The organism is Streptomyces sp. NBC_00663 (assembly GCF_036226885.1).
Taxonomy (GTDB): Bacteria; Actinomycetota; Actinomycetes; order Streptomycetales; family Streptomycetaceae; genus Streptomyces.
In genome coordinates this window covers 9,823,675-9,844,604 of the sequence record NZ_CP109027.1, presented here as the reverse complement: position 1 = coordinate 9,844,604, position 20,930 = coordinate 9,823,675, and the positions used below count along the sequence as shown (strand labels likewise).

Here is a 20,930-nt window from a genome sequence, read left to right as displayed (position 1 = left end):
GGTCAGGCACGATGTGCCGGTGAGTGACGCCCGCTTCTTCAACGACGAGCCCATCGATGGCAGCACGAACGCTCCCGACCTGCTGGGACGCCGACAGTACGCTGAGCACGCCGTCACTCTGCTGCACCGCGTACGCGAGCAGAGCGAAACCGGAGTCCTCGCGCTCATCGGCCCCTGGGGATCCGGCAAGTCCTCCGTCCTCCAGATGGTCATTAGGCAACTGCAGGGAGCAACATTAGGAGGCTCCGACGGCCAGGCGCAGCGCTTCCGGTGGAAGCCGAGACGCCGACCGGCCGCTCAGGACACGTCCAACACGCCGTGGTCAGTGGCTGAGCTCAACCCATGGATGTACTCGGACGTCGAGTCGTTGGCCCTTGCCCTGTTCAGCGAGATCCGCAACGCGCTGCCCAAAAGCGCTCATGGATCAGAGGTCCGCAGGAAGCTCGGCGAGTTCGCGCAGTCCATCAGCCCGCTCGGCAAGCTCACCGGTCTGATCGGGCTGGACTCCTCAGACCTGATCAAGCACGTCGGCGACCGCATCAGCGGAGACACCAGCGCTTCAGCCGCCAAACGCGCCGCAGAATCAGCCCTGCGCCAGGCAGGCCGACCCGTGCTAGTGGTCATGGACGACCTTGACCGGCTCACACCCGAAGAACTGCTGGTCATCTTCAAACTCGTCCGCTTGGTCGGACATCTGCCCAACATCTACTACATGATCAGCTTCGACGAGCAGACACTGCTGGACGTCCTGCAACGCAGCGACCTCGTCCGCGACAGCGACCACCGGGCCCGCGAGTTCCTGGAAAAAATCATCCAGGTCCGCTTGGACCTTCCGGCGTTCCGTGACCGCGACGCGGCCGCCATGAGCAACCGCTCTCTGAACGCCCTCCTGGACGGCCACGGCATGTCGATGACGCCAGGTGAGCAACGGCGCTTCTCCGAAGCCTACTTCCGACATCTGCAGGACAGGCTGCAGACGCCCCGGGCCATCAAGAGGTACTTCGGGCAAGCCGACGCGACTCTCGGTGCCCTCGCTGGCAACGTGGACCTGGTCGACTTCCTCGCCGTCACATTCCTGCGCACCAACGAACCAGGCGTCTACCGGCTCCTGAAACGGCACCACGCCGAACTGACTGGAACCAGCGCCTCTGCAGCTGTACGGCGCGGAACGCAGCCTGGCGAACGAGCCGAACTCTGGCATACCCGTCTACGCACGTCAGGTGTCGCCGAAGAACACATCGACGGCATGCTGAACCTGCTGGCCCTGCTGTTCCCAGCGCTCCAAAGGGACCTTGGCAACGGCGGAGACCAGCAATCCGCTGCCCAGCGCCGCGGGATCGGCAGCGCGGACTACTTCGACCGCTACATGGTCTTCGGCGTCCCCGACGACGACCTCTCCGAAGCGGCTTTCGACCAAGCCCTGGCGCAACTGGCCGCCGACGCCGCGGAAGAAGAAGCTGCCGAACTGCTGCTCCGTCTTCGTGACGACACCCACCGCATCGCACGCCGGATCCAACACCGCCGTGGCAGCGGAAGCCCCGTCCCTGCTGCTGTCCTTCTCCAAGCCATGGCCGACAACTACGGACAGCTCACCGCCGAGCCAGAGACGATGGGCCTCGTCAGCAGTGACATGAGCCTGCGCTTCCTGGCCCGCGACCTTCTCACCGACCTCCCACCGGAACAACGACCCGAGGTACTGGCGGCCATGGCCGCCACCCCCGAAGGGGCAGTCCTGGCTGCTCGGACGCTGCACCGCGCCACCAACCCTGACAACAACGACTCCGAGCAAGTGCAGACCACCGAAGCCTGGGCACTCCAGGCCCGCAACGCTGTCGCCGAGAAGATCACCCAGCAGCTCGCGCCCGTCATGGGCAGACCAGCCGAGGAACTCACCGAGTCCGACACCGACCTGATTTGGATGTGGCGCCACACCCACCCCGACAGCCTGCGCATCTGGCTACACCAACGCCTCGACAACGGATGGGTGCTCCTCCCCCTCCTAGGCAAGCTCATCCCGCCCGCTACACACCCGTTCCGCCTCATCGACGAAAACGCCCTCGCTGGCCTCGACGCGATGTTCGGCCTCGACGACATCTACACGCGCCTGGGCCCTCTCCTCGACGCTCCCAGCAGCAGCCCCGTCGACGAACACCAGAACAACATCCTGCAAGAACTCCGCAATCGCCGCCCCACAAGCCAGACCCCGGACCCCACCGCTACCCTCTGAGCCCCCCAGCCCAGCGCTGGCGTCCCAAGTAGCAACCCAACCGAACTGCATACCACTCAGCCAAGCTGCGTAATACCAGGTCAAGCACCTGCAGCCCCCGGCCCAGGCACCCCCAGCAGCCACACCGTAAACCACTAAAACTGAGAACTCGCCAGCTCAGAGCTAGCCCGCTGCGCACATAAATCGAGCCGCGACACCACGTGGCGGGAACGGGGGTCAGGGGCCGGTAGGGCTGGGTGCGCCGGCGAGGCGGTGCGTGTGAGGTAGTGCCCTCCCGCTCGGCGCGGGCCTCCTGCTCGGTCATGCGCACAGCGCGCACGGGCACCTCCGGCCGCGTGGACGGCAGGTGCCGTTCCCGCCGCCGCTCGCCGGAGCGCTTCAGGGCACGTCGCAAGACCTCGCTGTGCTCGTCGCGTTCGCGGAGCACTTTCGCGCGTAGTTCCTCACTGGCCTCGCCTGCGAGGAAGGCACGGCCCAGGTAGCGGTTGCCGCGGAAGGTGTACAGATCGATCTCGTGGGTGTGATGCGGCATCCACCGCACCCGGACCTCGAGCCCGATCCGGCCCACCCCGCCTGCGGGCATATAGGCGCGGCCCGCGAACTCCACCCCGTGACTGGTGATCTTACGGACCCTGTGGTCGCTCTCCAGCATCAGAGCACGCAGCTCAGACGCACTCGGCTCGGGCCGGATCTCGGCGGGATCCGTCTGCCAGGCCTCAAGCGGCGTCATCTTGGTGCGCTCGACGACGTGCTCGGTGTTGTGCTGGTGAACCCACTCGCCCAGCAGGCCGACGAACGCCTCGAACGTCAGCGGCGGATCCGACTCGCCGACGCGACGGCGATGATCGAGCCGCGGTGCCTTCGTGTAGCGGGGCAGATCGGCGAAGAAGCGGGTCATGCTCGTGCGGTTCAGCCGCTCGATCCCGCCCTTGTGGCGGGCACTGCGTACCCGGTGCACCGGCACCCCCAGCAGCCCGAAAGCACGCCGGACCGTCTTGGACAAAAAGTCCGCGCCACCGTCGACGCGCACCAGGTGCGGCAGTCCGCCGGCCGGTCCGTAAGGGGCCTCGCGCAGCACAGACATCCGTACCGCGGCGAGAACCGAACCCCGGTGCGCCGAGCCGGCGGTGACCGCCCAGCCCATCACATGGCCGGTACCGCGGTCCTCGAACCACGTCACCCACACTCGCGACGGTTTCCCGTCGGGCATCATCACGACGGTGGCGGCCTGCTTGTGGTCCCCCTCCCACACCTCGTTCCGGGCCACCGCCGGCCGCTGAAAACACGGGTCAAAGCCGCGGGCAGCAGGAATCCCCTGGCGCAGGCCCGCCATGAAACCCGGATCGAGATCCCGGGCGATCGCATCGTGCAGCGTGGTCAGACCCGGCGGCCGCTCCCCCGCCGCCACCGCCAGCCGGGTCAGGTGCTCGTGAGCGCGCTTCACGTTGCCCTGATAGTCAGCAAGGACATCGATGATCTCCTCGGTGACCCGGAAACGGCGGCGCTCCGGCTTCTCCACACCCCCGGTCTGATCGGCCTGCTCCAGCCAGCGCCATACCGTCCGCTTGTGCACACCCACCGCCTCAGCGACCAGCCGCACATGCGCGGTCGTCAGCTCCCCCGCCGCCCGCAGCCGCAGCAACTGCCGCACCGCAGCAGGCCGCAGCTCGTCCCGGTGCCGGCCCAGGCCCTCATCCGCGGTCCCGGACACACCGCCGGTCGCCGTCACCGCAGACAGCCGCTGGATAAGCGCACGGATAACGGCACAGTGATCACGTACAAGCTTCCAGCCATCAACATCCGTCCCCTACAAGGCAGTTCACGCGACATGCCTGCGGCAAGGCGCAACGGAAACGACGCTAAAACCCGCTCCCGGGACGGCATGCCAACACCTCCCCCGGGACGGCATGCCAACACCTCCCCGATACGAGTGACACCCACTCGATGACCCCCCACCCCGGACATAAACGCGCTATACAGCCCGCCGCGAAGGAGAACCGACGAACACGACACCGACCGAACCAGGAACACACCACCACCGGATCCGGGACACCGCCACCAAGATCAGCCAGCCGACACAGCCAATGACCAGCACAAAAACACCCCCCGCATCAACGACAAGGAAACCCGAACACCCCTGGACACCCACCCCGAACCTCACACCGTCCTCGCCTTCAACGACCGCTGTGCCACGGGCGTCCTCGACGTCCTCCTGCGAGCCGGTGTCACCGTCCCCGACGAAGTCTCCGTGGTCGGCTTCGACGACACCCGCCTGGCCCGCCTCGCCCACATCGGCCTCACCACCGTCGCCCACACCTGACGGCCATGCGCAGCGGCTCCAGGCCGTCTATCAGGCGGTCACCACTGCCAGCCGGTCGGCATCCACCCCCACACACTGGGCCTGGTGGCACCGACAGGGCAGCCGGCCATCCAAGACCGCCGGCCACACCCACCACGCAGGTGCGGCCAGCAGGAACAGCCCCGTACGTCACACTCCACCACCGGATGAACCACGCACGACAAACGTGACCGGCCCGGCAACCCACCCACAAACCGAACCCAGCCCAGGCGACATCCCGCCCATCCACAATCAGCAACGGGAGCCGAACCCTGCGGACACCTCCACCCGCACACATCCGCAACCCGAAGATCGCGCCGGACCCGCACCCGACGGCCAACAGTCCACGGCCCTTGCACCGAGAAAACACGCGGCCACCAGCTCCACGCGAAACCCCCTTACGCCACCCCGCGAGCCAGACCCCCAAGCAGCACCCCCAACGCAGCCGACGGACACCCGCGGCGACCCCAGACCGCCATGCCCCTCACCACACCAGCCGACCGAACACCCGCCCACCACCGCTCCACAGGACCAACACCACCGGCACCCCGACGGCGACAACGCCACACTCCAGCCCTCCACCAACGACCAACTGCCCCTGACCGACCGCTACTACCTCGCATGGATGAACTACCAGACCGAACACGGCACCGAACCCACCCCCGAACAACTCTCCACCCACCTCGCAACCCAAGGACTCCTCGGACGAGGCGGCAAACCCCTCAGCCCCTCAAACCTCCGCCGCCACCTCCTCAACTGGCGCATCTACAACCTCTGGACCACCCACCACACCCCCGACACCGCTCCGTCCGCCGACGACATCGCCCACCAAAGCGCCACCCACCACATCACCGGCCAATACAACCGCCCCATCACCCCCACCTACATCACCCAACAAACCCCCGAATTCCAACGACGCCGACACACCCTCACCCACCACCAACCCCCACCACAACAGCCCTGAACAGCCCCACACACACACCACCCCACACCAGGCAAGCAACACCACCACCCTTCGTTTCGCCACTCCGGCAAAACCGGAGACCCCCGGTCACAGGTTGATCACGCCTGAACTGCGGCTTGGGTCGAGCAAGGCACGCTGGCTTCCACCGGATCGGCGAGCTATCTGCCACCGGAACTGCACGAAGCATGGTGCTGCCCACCAGCTCCGACGCTTGCAGCCTCCGATGGACGGGTGATGCTCTTCGACCAGGGGCCGAGCGCAACTTCAGTTCGTTATGATCCGCAGGTCTTGTACCGAGGGGGGACCATGACCGAAGGCCAGAGCCACGAAGGCACGCACCATGCGGGAACCTCTGACAATTTCGTGGATGAGCGGACCGTTGTTGAACTGACGTACCAGCCCCGGTCCGCCGACACCCTGGCCGGCCTGCAGGTCCGTGAGCGGATCAAGAGGACCGGGCTCCTACTGCGGGGTGCGTTCTTCCTCCTGTGGGTAGGACAGTGGCTGGTCCTGGCGGTCGTCCGCGGCAGTGTCGACGTGTTCTCGACAGCTCTGTTCCTGTTGGTCCTCTTGATGGTGTGGGGTTACCCGCGGCTGCAAGCCGCCCACGTGCAGCGGCTCGTCGCATGGCAGGGCGAGTACCGCGCCACCGTGTCTCCGGACGGCATCACCTGCCGTACCGACCACAGCACACTGATCCAGAAATGGTCCGTCTTCCAGGGATACCGCGAGACGGAAAGTCACTTCGTCCTGCTCAGCCGGGACCCCAACATCATGTGCCTCGACGTCCTGCCCAAGCGGGGCCTGCACAACGCCGGCGACATCGAGCGGCTACGAACGATCCTGGACCAGCACACCCCACACGTGTGACAGATGTCCACCGTTGCGACAAAAAACGCGCCTCTGTCACAACCATCCCGTCAAGTCTGTCTCATTCCAGGAAGCACATTCCACACTGCTTCACTCGCCTCTGCCGCCCATAAATCCGTGACGCAAGCGACTGAACCGCTCCGGGTCTGATGGAGGCTCCGGACTGTCCCGAGTTCGTCTGCCAGCGCTCCATCTCGCGTATGCGTCCGCCCCGACTGTCCGACACGCACCTCCTTGAATGCCAGCGCCGTCTCGACGATCTCGTCGACCACCCACACCGTCCGGGCAGCACAGATATTTTGCGAACCCTGCACCTAGCGCTGGAGGACATTACGGGCGGCTTCGACTTCGTCCCGCCGCTGCCGGATACCGACGCCGTGCTGCATCGACGGTGGCGCGGCCACGGCGGCGTCCTGTGGTATCTGGACGATCCTCTGCTAACCGCGGCCCTTATCAAGATCGCGACGTTGGGAGGCCTGGGCACCGCGCAATCGGTCTCCTTCGCCGTCTTGCTGCAGAGTCTGCCGCCCTGCTCGCAGGTATCGATCCCAGAGAAGGCTCTGGAGTATTACGAGGACTCGATAAACGACAACCGATTCGAATTGCCGGATGCTGGAAGGGATGGGTACGGATCGGCGACCCCAGTCCCTTACTCTCCGATCCGTACGGTCAGCATGGCCTTCGTCGACTACAACGGGGTGGCCTGGGTGCGCACCGACAAAGGGCTCACTGCGAGCAACAGGCCTCCTGCGATCCCCGATGGACACGAGGGCCGGGTAGTGGGGCAGCCGTCGCTCGAATCATTGAAGTCCTGCAGTGACTACTCCAGCTGACGGAATAGCAACGGGTTTGGGCTCTACCTGAGTGAGATCGCTGGTCAGGCCAGGAGTTGGTAGTTGCGCTGGTCGGGCCGGGGGTAGAGGCGTTGGTCGGCTTCGACCAGGAACCCGCGACCGAGGCGACCCGCACCTCCAACCGGATTCGCGGCCTGTTCACCCAGTTCCACCCCAGCCTGGAACGTGTCCTGGGCCCGCGCCTGGACCGTCCCGCGGTGACCTGGCTGCTGGAACGCTACGCACCCCGGCCGGTTCAAGACCTTCAGCAAACGCACATCTTCCGGCGAACGCGTGCGAGGTGGCGCCGAAAGTCAACGGGTTCCAGATGAAGACTCCGTGCTGCTGACGACTGCAGCGGCTATCAGCGCTACCAGATTCTCCGTCCAGCAGTCCGATTCCTTGGTAGCAACCTCGGCGCCGCAGTCTGTGCAGACGAGGTTGGGGCCGTCCTGGCCGTGAAGCCCGCAACAGCCGCCACGACGTCTTGAGTCCGGATGCAGAGCTGCGCCTGGCACGTCGTCAGGATGCAGGATGAACAGCGTGGCGTCGTAGTTGATCGCATAGGTACCCTGCGCCACCCGCGGGTCGGCGATGCGATGAACCAACAGGCGATCGCTGGCCGGGGAGGCCGGCGATTCCTGCAGATCACCGGTGAGGAGGTGCTCGCAGACCGCGCAGGTAAAGAGAGTCACCGGGCCATTGTGCCGGTGTCACGCAGTGCCAGACCCCGGTGCGTTCTCCCTGCACTGCGCCCACCGTCGTCCAAGGACGCACACGCCGTGTCCCACCGCGATGGCTAGGGATGCGGCTTGAGCTGGAACTGCCGCCAGATCCGGCCGACGGTCGACTTCGACAGGCCACTGTGCTCGGCCATCGATTTGCGCGACCAGTGGGTGGCGTTCTTCGGCAGCTGTTCCAGCGTGGTGACCACCACCGCCTGCACCTGATCGACGCTGATCGTGGGCGGCCGGCCAGGCCTCGGCTCGTCGGCCAGCCCGTTTAGCTGCTCGGCCAGGAAGCGCCGCCGCCACTTGCGGACGGTGTCAGCGGTCACCTGAAGATTCCGGGCGACCGCAACGATCGGCGGCACCCCCGGCCCCGCACAAGCCAGCACGATCCGGGCTCGCAAGGCCAGGGCCTGGGCCGATGTCGCCCGACGCGTCCGTCTTTCCAACTCCGCCCGCTCCTCAGCAGACAGCAGCAGCGGTTCCAGCTTCGGCCCCCGACGGGGAACTGACGCACCAGCAGCAGTCACACAACTACTAACGATCAACTACTGGCGCAGGACAATAGCGCCCCAGCAGCTCGAAACGCTGTGTGACGAGGCTGGGAAAGCACGGGGACCGAGCGCCGGGCAGGCCTTGCACCTGCATTTCCCCGCAGGAAGCAGGCCGTCGTACAGTCTGCCGCAGCGGCCACGAACTCGGCGACGGCGTGAGTTACTTGACGCCTCTACCACTGTCGTCAATTGCACCGGTGAGCGTACAAACCCCTACTCGGCCTCGCTCAACACGTCGAAGCGCAAGCCGCTCGAGCCGCCGCCGGTGCCACTCACCTTGCGCCGTGTGGTCCAGAAGTGCGGCGCACCGTCCTGCCACCGGGTGAACTGGTGACTGCGCTCGACTCTGACGCCGGAGCGCGGGACCTCCTCCTCGAACAGCCAGTCCGTCTCGCCCAGAAGCCGGCCCAGCGGCGCCTGGGGGTAGGCCTCGTCGCGGACCAGACCGGCAAGGCGGAATCGGATCGACTCCATGTCGGCGAGCACTTCCGGCACCAATGGGTACCAGTGGGCGGGGACTTCGGTCGCCACCAGGTAGCGCGGGGCGGCGCCGGGCTCGGGTGCCGGACGCGGCCGGGCTGTGGTCGCCCAGCGTTCGTGGCGGTCGACCCGCTCGTCGGCGCGGTCGGCGACGGACTCCTCGACGGCCCAGGCGAGGTTGGCCTGTTCGTCACGCAGGAGCAGCACCGATTCCACCGGACGGCTCTCCAGCCCGACCGGCAACGAGGCGGGCCGGTAGATCCAGGGCGAGGGCGCTGTGGACATGCCGGCCGCGGGGTCTGCGTAGGCCGCGTCCCCCAGACCGTAGAGGCTCCACCTCACACCGTCTTCGGCGGTGGCGTGGGACAGGGCCGTCTCGGCGCCGAAGACGTCGGCGACGGTGCAGTCCACGACCCGGCTCAGGGAGCCGACGACGAGCGGCAGCGGGATGCAGAACCAGTCGCTGTTGTACACCGTGGCGAACGCGACGAGCATCAGGCGGCCCAGGTCGGCGGGGGACGCGTCGACGGATCCGAAGTCGATGCGGGCGTCCTCCATCTCCCAGAAGCGGGACACCGGCATGCCGCCGTACACCGCGGGCGTCGGGATGATTCTGCGCCCTTCCCGCTGCGTCGCGGTCTCGTCGACCGGCAGTTGAGCGTCCGGGGCGTCCAGAGCCCACCAGTCGAGGTGACCGCCGTGGTACTCGTCGGCGCGCAGTTCGAGGCCCGGCAGACTTGAGGCGGACACTTCGAAGGCGTACTCGAGCCGGTTGACGTTCCACGCCTCGGGAGGCGGAGACGCCTCGGCCTGCTCCACCGCCGGTACGCGCGCCTGCCACCAGGACAGCCAGGCTGCGGCTGCGGTGGCCAGGGCGTCGCGGACCGCGCCGGTGTCGGGGGCGTCGAACTCCTTGGCGGCCGTCTCGTCGTGCTCGGCGAGACGTGCGAGCCAGGGGGCGAGGGCGACCGGGTCGGGGAGCCGGTCGCGCACGGCCGCGGACAGGCCGGTCGGGGCGAGCGGTCCGTCGGCGTCGAAGGAACAGACACGGGCGAAGGCCGGCAGCAGGGCGACGAGTCCCGCGGCGTCCAGTGCCCGGCGCCAGCGCAGTGCGCCCGCCACCGTCAGCCGGGCGTCGGGGCCCTCCACGGGTTCTTGTTCGACCAGCGCCTCAAGGACCATCGTGGCCGGGTCGTAGGGCTGCCACTCGGCATCGGGGCTGCTGCGCCAGCGGTCGAGCCGGTGGGTCTCCTGGGCTATCGAGACCGACACCGGAGAGGCCGCGTCCTCCCCCCTGAACTCCCCGAACCCGTACTGGCGGGCGAGGAACCATGCGGCATCGGCGGTACGGGCGGCGAGCGCCTCCTCCATACCGGTGTCACGCGGCACGGGCTCATACCTGAACTTAGTGGTCATAGCGGCAACATCCCATGCTCCGGCCTCAACCACTGCATGGGCAGCAGTCCGCGCAGAGCGTAGAGGTCGTTGAGGTCCATGCCGCGCAGCCGGGCCAGGGCGAATGTCTCCTCGACGACGGCGTGCACGTCCTGTGTCCGCCAGCCGCGCTGACGGTCGGGTGGCAGGGCCAGCAGCAGTGCCTGCGGGGCCCGGGCGTCGGGCTGGTTGTAGTGGAAGGCGAGGCCGCCCAGTTCCTCCTGGTCGCCGGGGGCATCCCTGGCGGGCTCCGGCACGGTCTCTGTCCAGGCGTCCACGACCAGCCCGGCGAGTTGCCCGGGATCGACCGGCCCGTCGGCACGCAGCACCGCGCAGTCGTGCGGGGCCGGGTGTTTACGGGACGGTACGGAGGCCGGTCCGCGCGCGATCCACGGTTGCCCGGCGGGCACTTGGGCCACGACGGCGGTGCACGGAGCCGAGCCGGCCAGCGTCTCGGCGGCTGTCAGCGCGTCACCGAGGACGCGTGCCTGCGGCCTGAGCCGTTCCATCGCCAGCAGCCAGTCCGCGACCGCTTCCTCGTCGGCACCCTGCGGGGCCGGGCCGGTCAACGCGGTCGCCGCAGCGCTGCCGTTGAGGCGGAGCACGGGCAGGACGGGGAGCGTCCGGCCGAACACCGAGGAGACGGCCGTATGGAGCTGTGTCACCCATTCCAGCACCGCCGAGGGATCCTGCGGTGGCGGTCCCGGCAGCGGGGCGAGCGGCTCGGCACGGAAGCGGCTCAGGACCGCGCGAGCCTGCTCGCGCAGCGCGTCCGTCTCCTCGGCACCCGCTGCGGGGAAGGCGCCGGGTACCCCGAGGCCGGCGAGGGTTTCGAGCCTTCGCACCACCGCTTCGGCCGTGTCCGGCAACTCCTCGAACTCTTCGTCCAGCTCGGCGAGCCCGGCGGTGACGGCCTTGTGCCAGGCGGTGATCCTGGCCGCCAGTTCCGGAAGATCGGCGGCCGACCAGTCGGCGCCCGCCGCGGTGTCCAGGTCGGTGATGAGCAGCGGGCGTCCGGCAGCCAGCACATCGGCCAACGACCGGCACAGCAGCTGAAGTTCGGCGAACCGCGCCGCTCCGGCCTCGGTGACCGGCACGCCCGCGGGGGCACGGCGCAGAAGCCGCTGTGCCAAGGTGCCGTCGGGATCGCCCAAGGCGGCGGCTGACGTCTGGTCCGCGCGGTTTCGGAAGAGCCCCGCGCCCAGCACCACCTCCAGCGCGCAGACCTCGAGTTCGGACAGGCCGACCAGGGTGGGCGAGGCTTGGTCTCCGAAGGCGAAGCTCCAGCCGGAGGCAGGACCGAGGCGGGTCTGGCACCAGCGCTCCAGGGCGGGGTCGAGTGCGGCCAGGGGCCGGCCCGCCGCCCAGCCGTCCGTGCCGGTCGCGGGGGCCAGCAGCCCGAGGCGGTGGCTGATGTCGACAGCGGCGCGCGGGGTGCGCAGCACCTCGAAGTCCTGAGGGAGGGCGTCGCCGCGCGAGATGCCGTCGGCGGCCTGGCCGGCGCGCAGCGGGTTGCCCGCGACAAGATGGTGCACGCTCTCGGCGAGCAGCAGATCGCCCACGGCGTCGACGGTGGCCTCCAGGTCGGACACGAGGGGTTCGGCCTGCTCCCGCAGCGACAGGAGATTGTTTTGGGAGAGCTGCTCAGTGAGGGAGTCGAGGTCCTGGAGCGTACTGCCGTGTGCCGTGAAGTCGGCGACCAGCGCCTGGCCGTCGACGACGTCGCGTTCGGCCGTCGCTTTGCGGGCCGCCTCGCTGTTCGGCGCGTCCGACTCGGCGACGTGTGCGGTGGGGTACACCGCACGGAAGGGGGCGATCAGTTGGTCCAGGTGGGCGTCGTGGAAGGCGCGTTCCAGGCGGTAGCCCAGCAGCGCGCCCAGGCTCTGGCCGGACCGGATGCCGTCCACGACGGCGAGCGCCCTGCGCACGCGGCTCGCCGTGAGGTCGATGCAGAACGCCTGGTCGTCGGTGTGGCTGAGCCAGCCCGAGCGCAGGACGGCGGCGGTGGTGGCCTGGTGCAGGGAGGGGGCCACGAGATAGCCGTCGTTGGGCTGCCCGGCTGTTTCGTCTTCCCCGGAGTCGGCGGGTATCTCGCCCAGGAGATCAAGCTCGCCGGCCTCTTCGTCCTGCGGGGCCTCCTCGCCGTCTTCCGGGTTCTCGCCGTCTTCCGGGTTCTCGCCGTCTTCCGGGTTCTCGTCGTCTTCCGGATCGGTCGGTACGCTCGGCGGTTCCCAGCCCCGGGGATGCAGGTCGGTGACCCAGCCGTACGCGCCGACGTGGGTGCCGTCGGGGCGGTCGCTGCGCAGCCGGTCGAGCCGGGCCGAGGCGACGGACGTGATCCACGCGTCCAGGCGGTGGGACTGTGTGTCCAGCACCTCGCAGAGCAGCCGCTCCAGGCGCGGCAGGTCCCCGTAGGCCAGGCCTTCGGCGATGGCGACCTGATCGATGGCGACGGCCGCCCAGTCGAAGAGGTCGGGTACCACGCCTTCCGGGACCGTCACCCGATCGTCGAGCAGGCTCACGACGGAGTCCAGCGCGCCGCCGGACTGCGCGCGCTGGTCCAGCCGCTGGTAGTACATGTACAGAACGATGCTGGCGAAGTGGTACCAGAGCCCCAGACGGCCCTCGCGCAGTCCTTTGAAGGCAGGGGCGAGGTCGAACAGCGGCTGGAGGACCTCCGGCGGGATGTCGGCGTTCTGGGATCGCGCCAGGCCGATCTCGTGCAGGACACCGAAGAGCGTGGCGAGCGGTCCGGCGTTCAACAGCTCCTGGAGTTCCGGCGTGGCCTCGGTGGTGACGGAGAACTCCAGAGGAAACGGCGGGATCGCCATGTCGGGTTCGTCCAGCCAGGCGAAACCGCTCGTGAAGGAGATGCCGACCGGGGTGTAGGGCACGGGCTGGAAGGGCGCGTCGACGGGCTCCTGCTGCACAAAACGCACCCGGCGGGATGCAGGCAGCCGGTGCAGCAGGTCGTTGATGGCCTCGTCGGCGTCTCCCTCGCGGCCGACGCTCGGCGAACGCCAGGACTGGAACTCGGCGTGTGTGCGGAACGCCTGGATGTGGTCGAGGATCCGCAGGTCGACCTCGGTGCCGTGCCACAGGTCGAGCGAGGTGACGGGCAGGATGCCGTACGGCTGCCGACCGATGCGGAGCGTGGGCAATTGGCCCCTGGCGCGCACGTGGTCGATGAAGTGCGAGACGAGGAAGGTCAGGTCAACAGGGGTGTCGAAGGCGTCGTAGGCCCGCCAGTTGGAGGATGCGGCGGCCATGGCGCCGATTGCCGCGTGCAGTTCGGTCAGCAGGTCCTGGTCGTCGATGTCCAGCCCGTCGGCGGTCTCGGCCACTACGCGCCCGGCAGGGGGACCGAGGGCCCTGGTGATCCGGGCGGCGGCGTGTGGATCGCCAGGGGCGAGGTCACCGAGGGCAGCGCGCTGCGCGTCGGCCTCCTCGGGAGTCGGCGGAGGCATGCGGGTGCGCCAGGCAGACCTGGTGGCCTCGGTGTTGTTGGTGGGCGTGCCGGTGGGCAGCACGCCCAGACCATCGGTGCAGCGGTGCGAGTCCAGCAGGGTGCCGATCGCCTCCGCGGTCAGCTCCGAGGACTCGCCCCGCACGCCGGTGACGGTGACCAGGGCGAAATCGGGCCGCATGTCGCCCTCGATGAGGACCTTGACTCCCATGCCCACGCGGACGGCCTCGTCGAAGTCGCTCAGCCAGGCCGGCGGCACGGGCGAGTCCGGGCCGGGGCCGACGTCGAGCACCTCGGGGATGGGCTCGCCCTCCTCCCTCCAGAGGAGCACGGGCTGACCGACGCCGTCGGCCTCGTAACCGGAGAACACCAGTCGGTCGGGAAGCACGTAGCAGTTCGCCGCCTGGGTCCAGGCGCCCTCACGCATGTCCGGCTGCTCCGCCCATGGTTCGGGTGACGGCCCGGTGCCGCCGACCGGGGTCTCCTCGTCCGGCGGCTCCGACTGGCTGGGCCGCAACGCCTTCACCGCCCAGGCGGCGCGTCCGGGGCCGATCGCGGCGACGAGCATCGTCCAGGCCACCTGGCGTCGCTCGTAGTGGGGACCCGCGGCCCACACCTCGCGCCAGTACGCCTCGGTGGCGGCGCGTTCGGCCGTGGTGAGGGTGGCATCGTGGGAGTCGATGTGGATGTCGTCGGGGTAAGCGCGGATCAGCAGTTCCAGGGCGGCCTCTCCCGCGTTGCGGTACACCGTCTCCAGACGGAGCGGGAGCAGGAGCAGCGGATCGGCACCGCTTTCGTCGTCCCACAGCTCCGGTTCCGCGGCGACCAGTTCGTCGTAGGCCTCGCGAGCGGCACGGTGGCGCGTCTCCTGCTCCTCGACGGCTTCCTGCGCCGCGGTGAGCTGCTCGGGCTCCATTCCCGGTTCTCCGGCCACCGTGCGCTTGGTGCACATGGCCAGTTCCGTGCGGGCATCCGCCAAGCTGATCCGGGCGTCGCGGACCTCCTGGTGAGCCCGTGCCGCGTCCAGGTTGACGCTCATCACGGTTCTCCGATCAGTTTGCGAGCCGACATGAGGACCCGGAAGGGCCGTTGCAGGGACACCATCGCCACCGTGGCGGCGTTCCACTTCTGCGGACCGGGCTGCTCCATCGCGGGCACCGGGGGCATCACGGAGAGATCGGCGAAGCTGCCCTCGTCGACCTGCCACGTGAGGTCGGACCAGTGGTCGTAACGGTCGGATGCGGTGTCGAACCCGAAACGCATCCGGTAGCTGTTCTCGGCGAGCACGAACCACCAGTCGTGGATGTCCTCGTCCAGCACGAAGGCGTAGGCGACGGTCCGCTCGTCCAGGGTGAGCACCATCTTCGGGTGCTGCCATGTGCTCTCCGCCAGGTCCTCGGCATCGCTCACCGCCGACGCCGGTACGGCGGCGACGATCAGATTGGGGTAACGGTGCACGAGGCGACCCCGGATGAGCAGGACATCGACCTCGCCTGCGTCCAGCGCGAGTTGGTAGCCGAGTGACTTGGGCCGTACCCAGCTGTGCACGGGCGGGACGTCCGGCGCGCCGTCCGGACGCGGCCAGAAGTGTGTGAAGGGGCTGCCGCGCAGGTCGGTGGGGTATTCGCGCCAGCGCATCTCGCGGTTCATCTCGTCGTTCACGCCGACCATGAAGGAGGCGATGAAGGGCGCGTTGGCCTCAAGCAGTACGGCTCTGTCGTCGGGGATCGTCGCCGAACCGGGCAGGAACCAGTCGGGGGCGTCCTTCTGGAGGGCCAGGGCCATGGGCGCGGTGAAGTCGGGGCAGGCCATGATGGGTTCGCTCGCTGACTGGGGCAGGGTGAAGGCCTCCTCCGACAGGACGGCGACCGTGCTGTCCAGTCTGGCCGCGAGCAGGGGGGCGGGGTCGAGCGCCTGGTCGAGGCGGCCGTTCATCGCGACCGCGTCGACGGGCACGCCGAACTCCAGGATGTGCGCCGCGGGATCGTCGGCCATCGACGCATCCGGCGCCAGCGCGGTGTCGGCATCGACCAGCGTCATGGCGGCGTCCGGGGGCCACTCGGCGAAAGCCGGGGACACATCGCCGACCAGGTTCGCCGGGTCGGCGACGGACAGGGCCCGGAACAGCCGCGTCGCCCCGGTGAGCGGCTCCTCCTCCGGCGCGAGGGCCGCCCCGAGCGTGGCGGCCGGGCGGTCCAGGAGTCCGGTGATCGCGCCGGCCTGGGCGTCGAAGCCGTTCGCCAGGGCTGAGGGGGCCATGGCGGACAGCAGCCTGATCCGCTCGGCGTCGCGCAACTCACCGGTGGTGCGCACCGCGTTGCCTACCGTGGCGTTGAGTTCGTGCGCCTCCTCCCCTTCCATCGGCACCGGCTGCGTGGACCGGGTCACCATCGCCGTGGGCAGCGGCGGCAGCAGCTCGCCGCTGAGCGTGCGCCGTGCGTACGACTCACCGTCGAGGCCCGCGTGCCGGGCCAGCGGTCCACGGCGACGCAGCAGCCGCCGCAGCACGGGCGCGACCAGTTCGTTCGGGGCGGGGCTGACCGCGATCTCCGTCTTCAGCGGCAGTCCGCTGTCGGTGCGGACGCGGTCGGCTACGGGGGCGGTGAAGCCGAGGGTTTCGTCCGGCGTGAGCGTCTGCACGTTGCGCCGGTGCACGGACCCGGACACCTCGGCGCAGAACGCCGTGCGGTTGCGCAGCCGGTTGGCCTCGCGCACGGCACCGATCTGGTCCCATGCCCTGGCCATCAGCCACTCCTGGTTGTCCCGCACCCAACCGGTACCGAGGGAGGCCGCGATCCGGGTCTCCGGATCGAGATTGAGCTCCTCGATCCACCCGTACTCATGGTCATCGGTCCGGTCGCGTACGGCCGGACCGCCGCCGTACAGGGGCGGGGCGATCACGTCGTCCCTGCCCCGCCCGATGTACACGGCGACCCGATCGGCGAAGTCGTCCAGAGCGGTTTCCATCTCTTCCACGGGAGTGTCGACCAGCTGGAGCGCACCCTGCACGGTGATCGTCTGCCGGGCCCCCGGCGGCCCGTCGGAGGCGAGCGGCTCGTCGTACAGCCAGGGCTCGGTGATGTCCACGGTCCGCCCCGCCAGCAGGGCGCTCTCCTCAGGCGACAACGGGACGATCGCGGTGGCGAGTTCTTCGAAGTCGCCCGCCGCGCCGGTGCGGAACTGCCAGCTGTAGTACACGGGCAGTCGGACGGCGCCCTGGCCGGGCCACCAGGCGTCGCCGTGGGGCTCGGCCTCGGTGAGACCGCCGGTGAGCCCCGCCACGACCCCGCCTTGGAAGGCCGGCACGACACAGGCCGTGTAGTCGGTATTCGACCTCAGGCGCAGGGGACACAGCAGCCGTGAGGTCAGGGGCTCCGACCGGCCCGCCGGGCGCTGCACGTGGGCCCACTGCCAGGACTGTCCCAGCGAGGGCAGGGCGGCGGTGTCCACGTCCACGTACGGCAGCGCGCGGCCGCTCTGCAGCGGGTGTCCGGCGGTCTCGAGCGCGACCAGGACCAACCAGGGCCGCAGCTTGTCGCCGTCGGCGCGGGCGGGCGTGAACAGCCACGGCAGTTCGGGCGCGTCGAACTCGACGCAGGCCATGTAGTTCGGCTCGGTGTCCTGGATACCGGGCGGTGGGTCGACGCGCAGGATCCGCCGGGTGTCGATGCCGATGACTCCTTCAGGGCCGAGCATCCGCAGATCACCGAGTGGTGGACGCACCGTCACTTCCTGGTCGGGCCCGGCGAGAGTGAGTACGGGGGTGATCAGGGCCGGTCCGTCGGGCACGGTGCTGCTGAGCGCCGCGCCGACCGAGCTCTGCATGTACGGGGCGAACTCCAGGTCCTCGGCCATCAGTTCCCCACCTCCCAGGCCTCGACGGCCCGTACGCCGGCCAGAGCGCCGCATTGCAGCAGCAGCTCAGCATCCGTCGGCGCCGGCCCGGCCGCAGTCTCCACGGGGGCCATCGACCAGGTCGACACGGCGGCGATCGGCGTCCGGTCGGCTACGAGCAGGGTGAGTTCGGTCTGCCACCAGCGCGGATCTCGTACGGACGTCGCGGCGGCGATGTCCTCCGCGCCCGCGAGCGCCCCTATGCGCAGGAACCGCAGCAGGTCCAGGGAGCGCACGGGCTTCGGGTCGGAGACAACCCTCGTCTCCCAGTCCAGCGTGGCTCTCACGAACGCGTCGTCATCCGGCTCGGAGAGGTCGCCCGCCAAGCGCCTGCCCGACCGGTAGGTCTCGTACGCGGGGCAGGTCAGCTGCTCGTCGTAGCTGACATTGCGGAACTGGCCGGGGGCGAAGAGGTCCACGGTCGGTCCGTCGTCGGCGTCTACACCGCCGAGGGTGGACGAGACGATGTCCCAGTTCTCGGCGGGGTCGACGACCGACGGCCCGAAGCGCTCGATCGCCACCCCGAAGGGCAGGACGCGCTGCCGGGCGACGATGGTGCCATGCGGATGCACCAGACTGCCGTCGCCGATCAGCCGGTTGGCGGCCGGGGACAGCAGCACCGGCAGATACTCGCCCTGGGCGGGCGGCATCGCGCTCCACGCCTCCGGGCGGCTGAACGCCTTCTCGAGCCTGCCACGCAGGTCCGCCGGCTCGGCCGGCAGCGCCGGCGCGGGCTGGCCCCAGCGCAGGTCGAAGTCGAAGGAGGCGCTGAACAGGAACAGGTCGATGCTGCCGCGCCCCACCGCGTGCCAGGGCGCGGGCCCTTCCAGGGTCAGCGCGAAGGCGATGCCCAGCAGCGTCTCCCCCAGCACCTCGACGGAGAGCGAGCCACGCATGTCGGCGGTGAACGACAGGGTCGGTTCCCGGTGGATCAGTACGTCGAGTCCGAACTGGCCGCGCACTCCGCAGTCGGCGATCTCGGCGACCAGCGAGAGCCTGGCCCCGAACTGGAGCGTATTGCTGGTGATCGCGAAGTACGCCTGACAGCTCAGCTGGATCCAGGGCACCGGTGAGAGATTCATGGTCAGCCGGTGCAGCGCCGGGACGCCGCGTGGGATCGGGTACGCCGGATGGAAGCCGCCGGCGCTGAGGACGAATGCCGGGTCGGCGCCGCCCCGGCTCAGCAGCAGCACATCCCCGTCGAGCGGCACCCCGGCCATGTGCGAGCCGGTGAGGCTCGCCATCAGGAACGCGCTGGGCTCGGCAGTGTCGTACTGCCCGGCGAAGGTGGCCTTGAGATAGATCAGCGGCACTGCCGGGTCGGGCACGGCGACGCGCAGCACGCCGAGCAGGGACAGCCGCACCGGATCGGGGAGTTCGGCCACGACGGCCGCCGACAAGGAGACGATCCGCCCGCCCCATGAGACCTGGAACATCGGGCCCACGATGGCGCGCCCCGGCGCGGTCGGGAACAGCGCCGGCAGCCGGGGCACGACCCGCTGTGCCGCGGCCCCGGGGTCGGCGGGAAACAGCAGCTCGCCGGCCGTGCCGTCGGCAATGGCGGAGATCAGGGCGTCCTGGTTCACCGCCTTGTTGATGCCCACGATTCCACCGACGCCGCTGAGCGCGAAGCCGAGACCGAGCTGGAGTCCGGGCGGGGGGAAGACGGCGCCGATCAACGCGACGAACGCCGGGCCGCCCGGTGCCGCGAGGTCCAGTTGACCAAAGGCGGTCACGGTCGTGGCCGGCACGGTCGCACTCAGCACGCCGGAGTACGAGTCGGGCTGTCTGCGTTCCAGACGGCCCCGCAGCCGCACCGGGGGCAGTGCGGTGTCGATGTCCAGTCTGGTCGGGTCCTCTGCCAGCCGTGCCAGATCGAGTCCGAAGATTCCGCCCATGTCGCACCTCGCCGTCAGCGGTTCCTGGGCAGTCGACCGTCCAGGAACGGCAGTTCATGCACGCAGCTGGTCAGGCATCCCTCCTTCCGATCACGGATAGGGCAGCCCGGCCGCGGCGGCGTCGATGCGGTCTGTTTCCAGGTGCACGATCGCTCCTGCCTCGCTGTTCGTGGGACCCAGGACCGTGATGACGTACTGGCGGTCGATGAAGAAGTGCAGGTCGATGATCTGCACCGTGTTGGCCTGCACATCGGCCGTGGTGGTGGCGAACGGGGTGTGCGTCAGATCCGTCGGATAGGGGGCGACGGCGTTCCACCATTGGCGGCGTGGGCTGTCCATGGGGACATCGGCCGGACGGAACCGGTCTTCTTCGAAGGTGTGCCACAGCATCCAGACGTGCTGGCCCGTCGCATGGCCGGTGGTGAGCACCTCATTGAGTACGTCGACGTAGGCTTCCCGGAAGCTCCTGGTGCCGTCTTCCGGGGTGGCCAGCAAGTACGCCCGGTAGGCCTCGGTCCAGGGACGCGTCCCGACGGGTCCCGCCATTTCGGCCCTGACCTGTAGATCGTTCGCGCGACTGCGCACGACGTTGGCCAGGCTTCGGGCCGTATCCCAGGCGGGCGCCGGCGGCGGGTTCTTGGCCAGCACCAGGTGACAGTGGAACAGGTCGAGAGGGCTCGCGCCCCACGAAGCGGGAGGTGTGTAGATGCCGTCCGGCGAGCCGCGGGGGTTGAGCAACCCCTCGATTCCGAGCAGCAGTCCGTCCTGGTACTCCAGCGGCAGCGGTGCGCCCTCCGGGCTGAACGAGTAGAGACTGCCCAGCGTCTGCCTGTCGAGTTCGTTCTTGCGCGTGAAGTTGAACTCGGGGATCGGCCTTTCCTGCCAGGAGAGCCATTCCCTGCGATCGGCGAAGGGGAGGGCCCATGCGTCGTCGAGGGCGGAGAGCGTGTCACGGCCGACGATCATGTCGTTGTCCAGCTCATGGCTCTCCTGGAACAACTTCACGGCAGCGGCGGTCTGGTCCACGAAGTTTCCGGTTGCTCCGTCGGGAATCTCATAGCCCAGATCGATCAGGGCGAACTGCACCGTGCTGACATGCTCGCCCTGGTGGCCGTAGCTCAGGTAGGCAGTCGTGTCCGCCGCACGGATGCGTTCAAGAACGGGATCGCCGCGGAACCGCGCGGATGACAGCGGCGCCATGGCGGACTCCTCTCGCCGTCCCTTTGCTCTGCGGCTTGCTCTGC

Annotated in this window: 13 protein-coding genes and 1 pseudogene; 6 read left to right on the top strand and 8 right to left on the bottom strand. The window is 69.0% G+C overall.

What is annotated here, in order from left to right; all coding sequences use genetic code 11:
* Positions 1–19: 19 nt before the first annotated feature.
* The gene (locus tag OG866_RS44525; RefSeq protein ID WP_329331173.1) at positions 20–2,227 is read left to right on the top strand and encodes a KAP family P-loop NTPase fold protein; all 2,208 of its coding nucleotides are present in this window, start codon (positions 20–22) and stop codon (positions 2,225–2,227) included.
* Here OG866_RS44525 and OG866_RS44520 read toward each other — a convergent pair.
* Positions 2,217–3,956, bottom strand: coding sequence for a Mu transposase C-terminal domain-containing protein (locus OG866_RS44520; protein ID WP_329343853.1), 1,740 nt, complete (start codon positions 3,954–3,956; stop codon positions 2,217–2,219). The two genes, OG866_RS44525 and OG866_RS44520, sit on opposite strands and share 11 nt — an antisense overlap.
* Positions 3,957–4,190: 234 nt before the next feature.
* Here OG866_RS44520 and OG866_RS44515 point away from each other — a divergent pair, with 234 nt between their 5' ends.
* The 5 genes and pseudogenes from OG866_RS44515 to OG866_RS44495 form a co-directional block, all read left to right on the top strand.
* Complete coding sequence (locus OG866_RS44515; RefSeq protein ID WP_443063685.1) at positions 4,191–4,547, top strand: substrate-binding domain-containing protein; 357 nt, start codon at positions 4,191–4,193, stop codon at positions 4,545–4,547.
* 643 nt (positions 4,548–5,190) lie between these two features.
* Positions 5,191–5,529, top strand: coding sequence for a hypothetical protein (locus tag OG866_RS44510; RefSeq protein ID WP_329343848.1), 339 nt, complete (start codon positions 5,191–5,193; stop codon positions 5,527–5,529).
* A 234-nt stretch (positions 5,530–5,763) separates the two neighbouring features.
* Positions 5,764–6,399: a YcxB family protein gene (locus tag OG866_RS44505; protein WP_329343847.1), complete on the top strand. Its 636-nt coding sequence runs from the start codon at positions 5,764–5,766 to the stop codon at positions 6,397–6,399.
* A gap of 200 nt (positions 6,400–6,599) precedes the next feature.
* Complete coding sequence (locus tag OG866_RS44500) at positions 6,600–7,232, top strand: hypothetical protein (RefSeq protein WP_329343844.1); 633 nt, start codon at positions 6,600–6,602, stop codon at positions 7,230–7,232.
* A gap of 92 nt (positions 7,233–7,324) precedes the next feature.
* A pseudogene (locus OG866_RS44495) lies at positions 7,325–7,474 on the top strand (IS110 family transposase); the annotation flags it as partial.
* A 72-nt stretch (positions 7,475–7,546) separates the two neighbouring features.
* Here the strand turns inward: OG866_RS44495 and OG866_RS44490 are convergent.
* The 7 genes from OG866_RS44490 to OG866_RS44460 all read right to left on the bottom strand — a co-directional run bounded on the left by OG866_RS44490 (position 7,547) and on the right by OG866_RS44460 (position 20,886).
* Positions 7,547–7,927 carry a hypothetical protein gene (locus OG866_RS44490; RefSeq protein WP_329343842.1) on the bottom strand — a complete coding sequence of 127 codons (381 nt, stop codon included), beginning with the start codon at positions 7,925–7,927 and terminating at the stop codon, positions 7,547–7,549.
* Between the two features lie 104 nt (positions 7,928–8,031).
* Positions 8,032–8,490, bottom strand: coding sequence for a helix-turn-helix domain-containing protein (locus OG866_RS44485; RefSeq protein ID WP_329343841.1), 459 nt, complete (start codon positions 8,488–8,490; stop codon positions 8,032–8,034).
* 237 nt (positions 8,491–8,727) lie between these two features.
* A complete protein-coding gene (locus OG866_RS44480) occupies positions 8,728–10,410 on the bottom strand; it encodes a hypothetical protein (protein WP_329343840.1) in 1,683 nt (560 codons plus the stop codon).
* Positions 10,407–14,933, bottom strand: coding sequence for a hypothetical protein (locus tag OG866_RS44475; protein ID WP_329343838.1), 4,527 nt, complete (start codon positions 14,931–14,933; stop codon positions 10,407–10,409). Before OG866_RS44475 ends, OG866_RS44480 begins: the two co-directional genes overlap by 4 nt.
* The gene (locus OG866_RS44470; RefSeq protein WP_329343837.1) at positions 14,933–17,749 is read right to left on the bottom strand and encodes a hypothetical protein; all 2,817 of its coding nucleotides are present in this window, start codon (positions 17,747–17,749) and stop codon (positions 14,933–14,935) included. Before OG866_RS44470 ends, OG866_RS44475 begins: the two co-directional genes overlap by 1 nt.
* On the bottom strand, positions 17,749–19,686 hold the full coding sequence (locus tag OG866_RS44465) for a DUF6603 domain-containing protein (protein WP_329343836.1): 1,938 nt from the start codon (positions 19,684–19,686) through the stop codon (positions 17,749–17,751). Before OG866_RS44465 ends, OG866_RS44470 begins: the two co-directional genes overlap by 1 nt.
* Before the next feature lie 90 nt (positions 19,687–19,776).
* Positions 19,777–20,886 carry a peptidoglycan-binding domain-containing protein gene (locus OG866_RS44460; protein WP_329343834.1) on the bottom strand — a complete coding sequence of 370 codons (1,110 nt, stop codon included), beginning with the start codon at positions 20,884–20,886 and terminating at the stop codon, positions 19,777–19,779.
* Between the last annotated feature and the right edge of the window lie 44 nt (positions 20,887–20,930).

Bases quoted from the DNA above. Each gene is read 5' to 3' on its own strand.
- OG866_RS44505 (WP_329343847.1), top strand. From the start codon at position 5,764: ATGCTCTTCGACCAGGGGCCGAGCGCAACTTCAGTTCGTTATGATCCG.
- OG866_RS44475 (WP_329343838.1), bottom strand. From the start codon at position 14,933: ATGAGCGTCAACCTGGACGCGGCACGGGCTCACCAGGAGGTCCGCGAC.
- OG866_RS44465 (WP_329343836.1), bottom strand. From the start codon at position 19,686: ATGGGCGGAATCTTCGGACTCGATCTGGCACGGCTGGCAGAGGACCCG.
- OG866_RS44510 (WP_329343848.1), top strand. From the start codon at position 5,191: ATGAACTACCAGACCGAACACGGCACCGAACCCACCCCCGAACAACTC.
- OG866_RS44500 (WP_329343844.1), top strand. From the start codon at position 6,600: ATGCGTCCGCCCCGACTGTCCGACACGCACCTCCTTGAATGCCAGCGC.
- OG866_RS44460 (WP_329343834.1), bottom strand. From the start codon at position 20,886: ATGGCGCCGCTGTCATCCGCGCGGTTCCGCGGCGATCCCGTTCTTGAA.
- OG866_RS44470 (WP_329343837.1), bottom strand. From the start codon at position 17,749: ATGGCCGAGGACCTGGAGTTCGCCCCGTACATGCAGAGCTCGGTCGGC.
- OG866_RS44480 (WP_329343840.1), bottom strand. From the start codon at position 10,410: ATGACCACTAAGTTCAGGTATGAGCCCGTGCCGCGTGACACCGGTATG.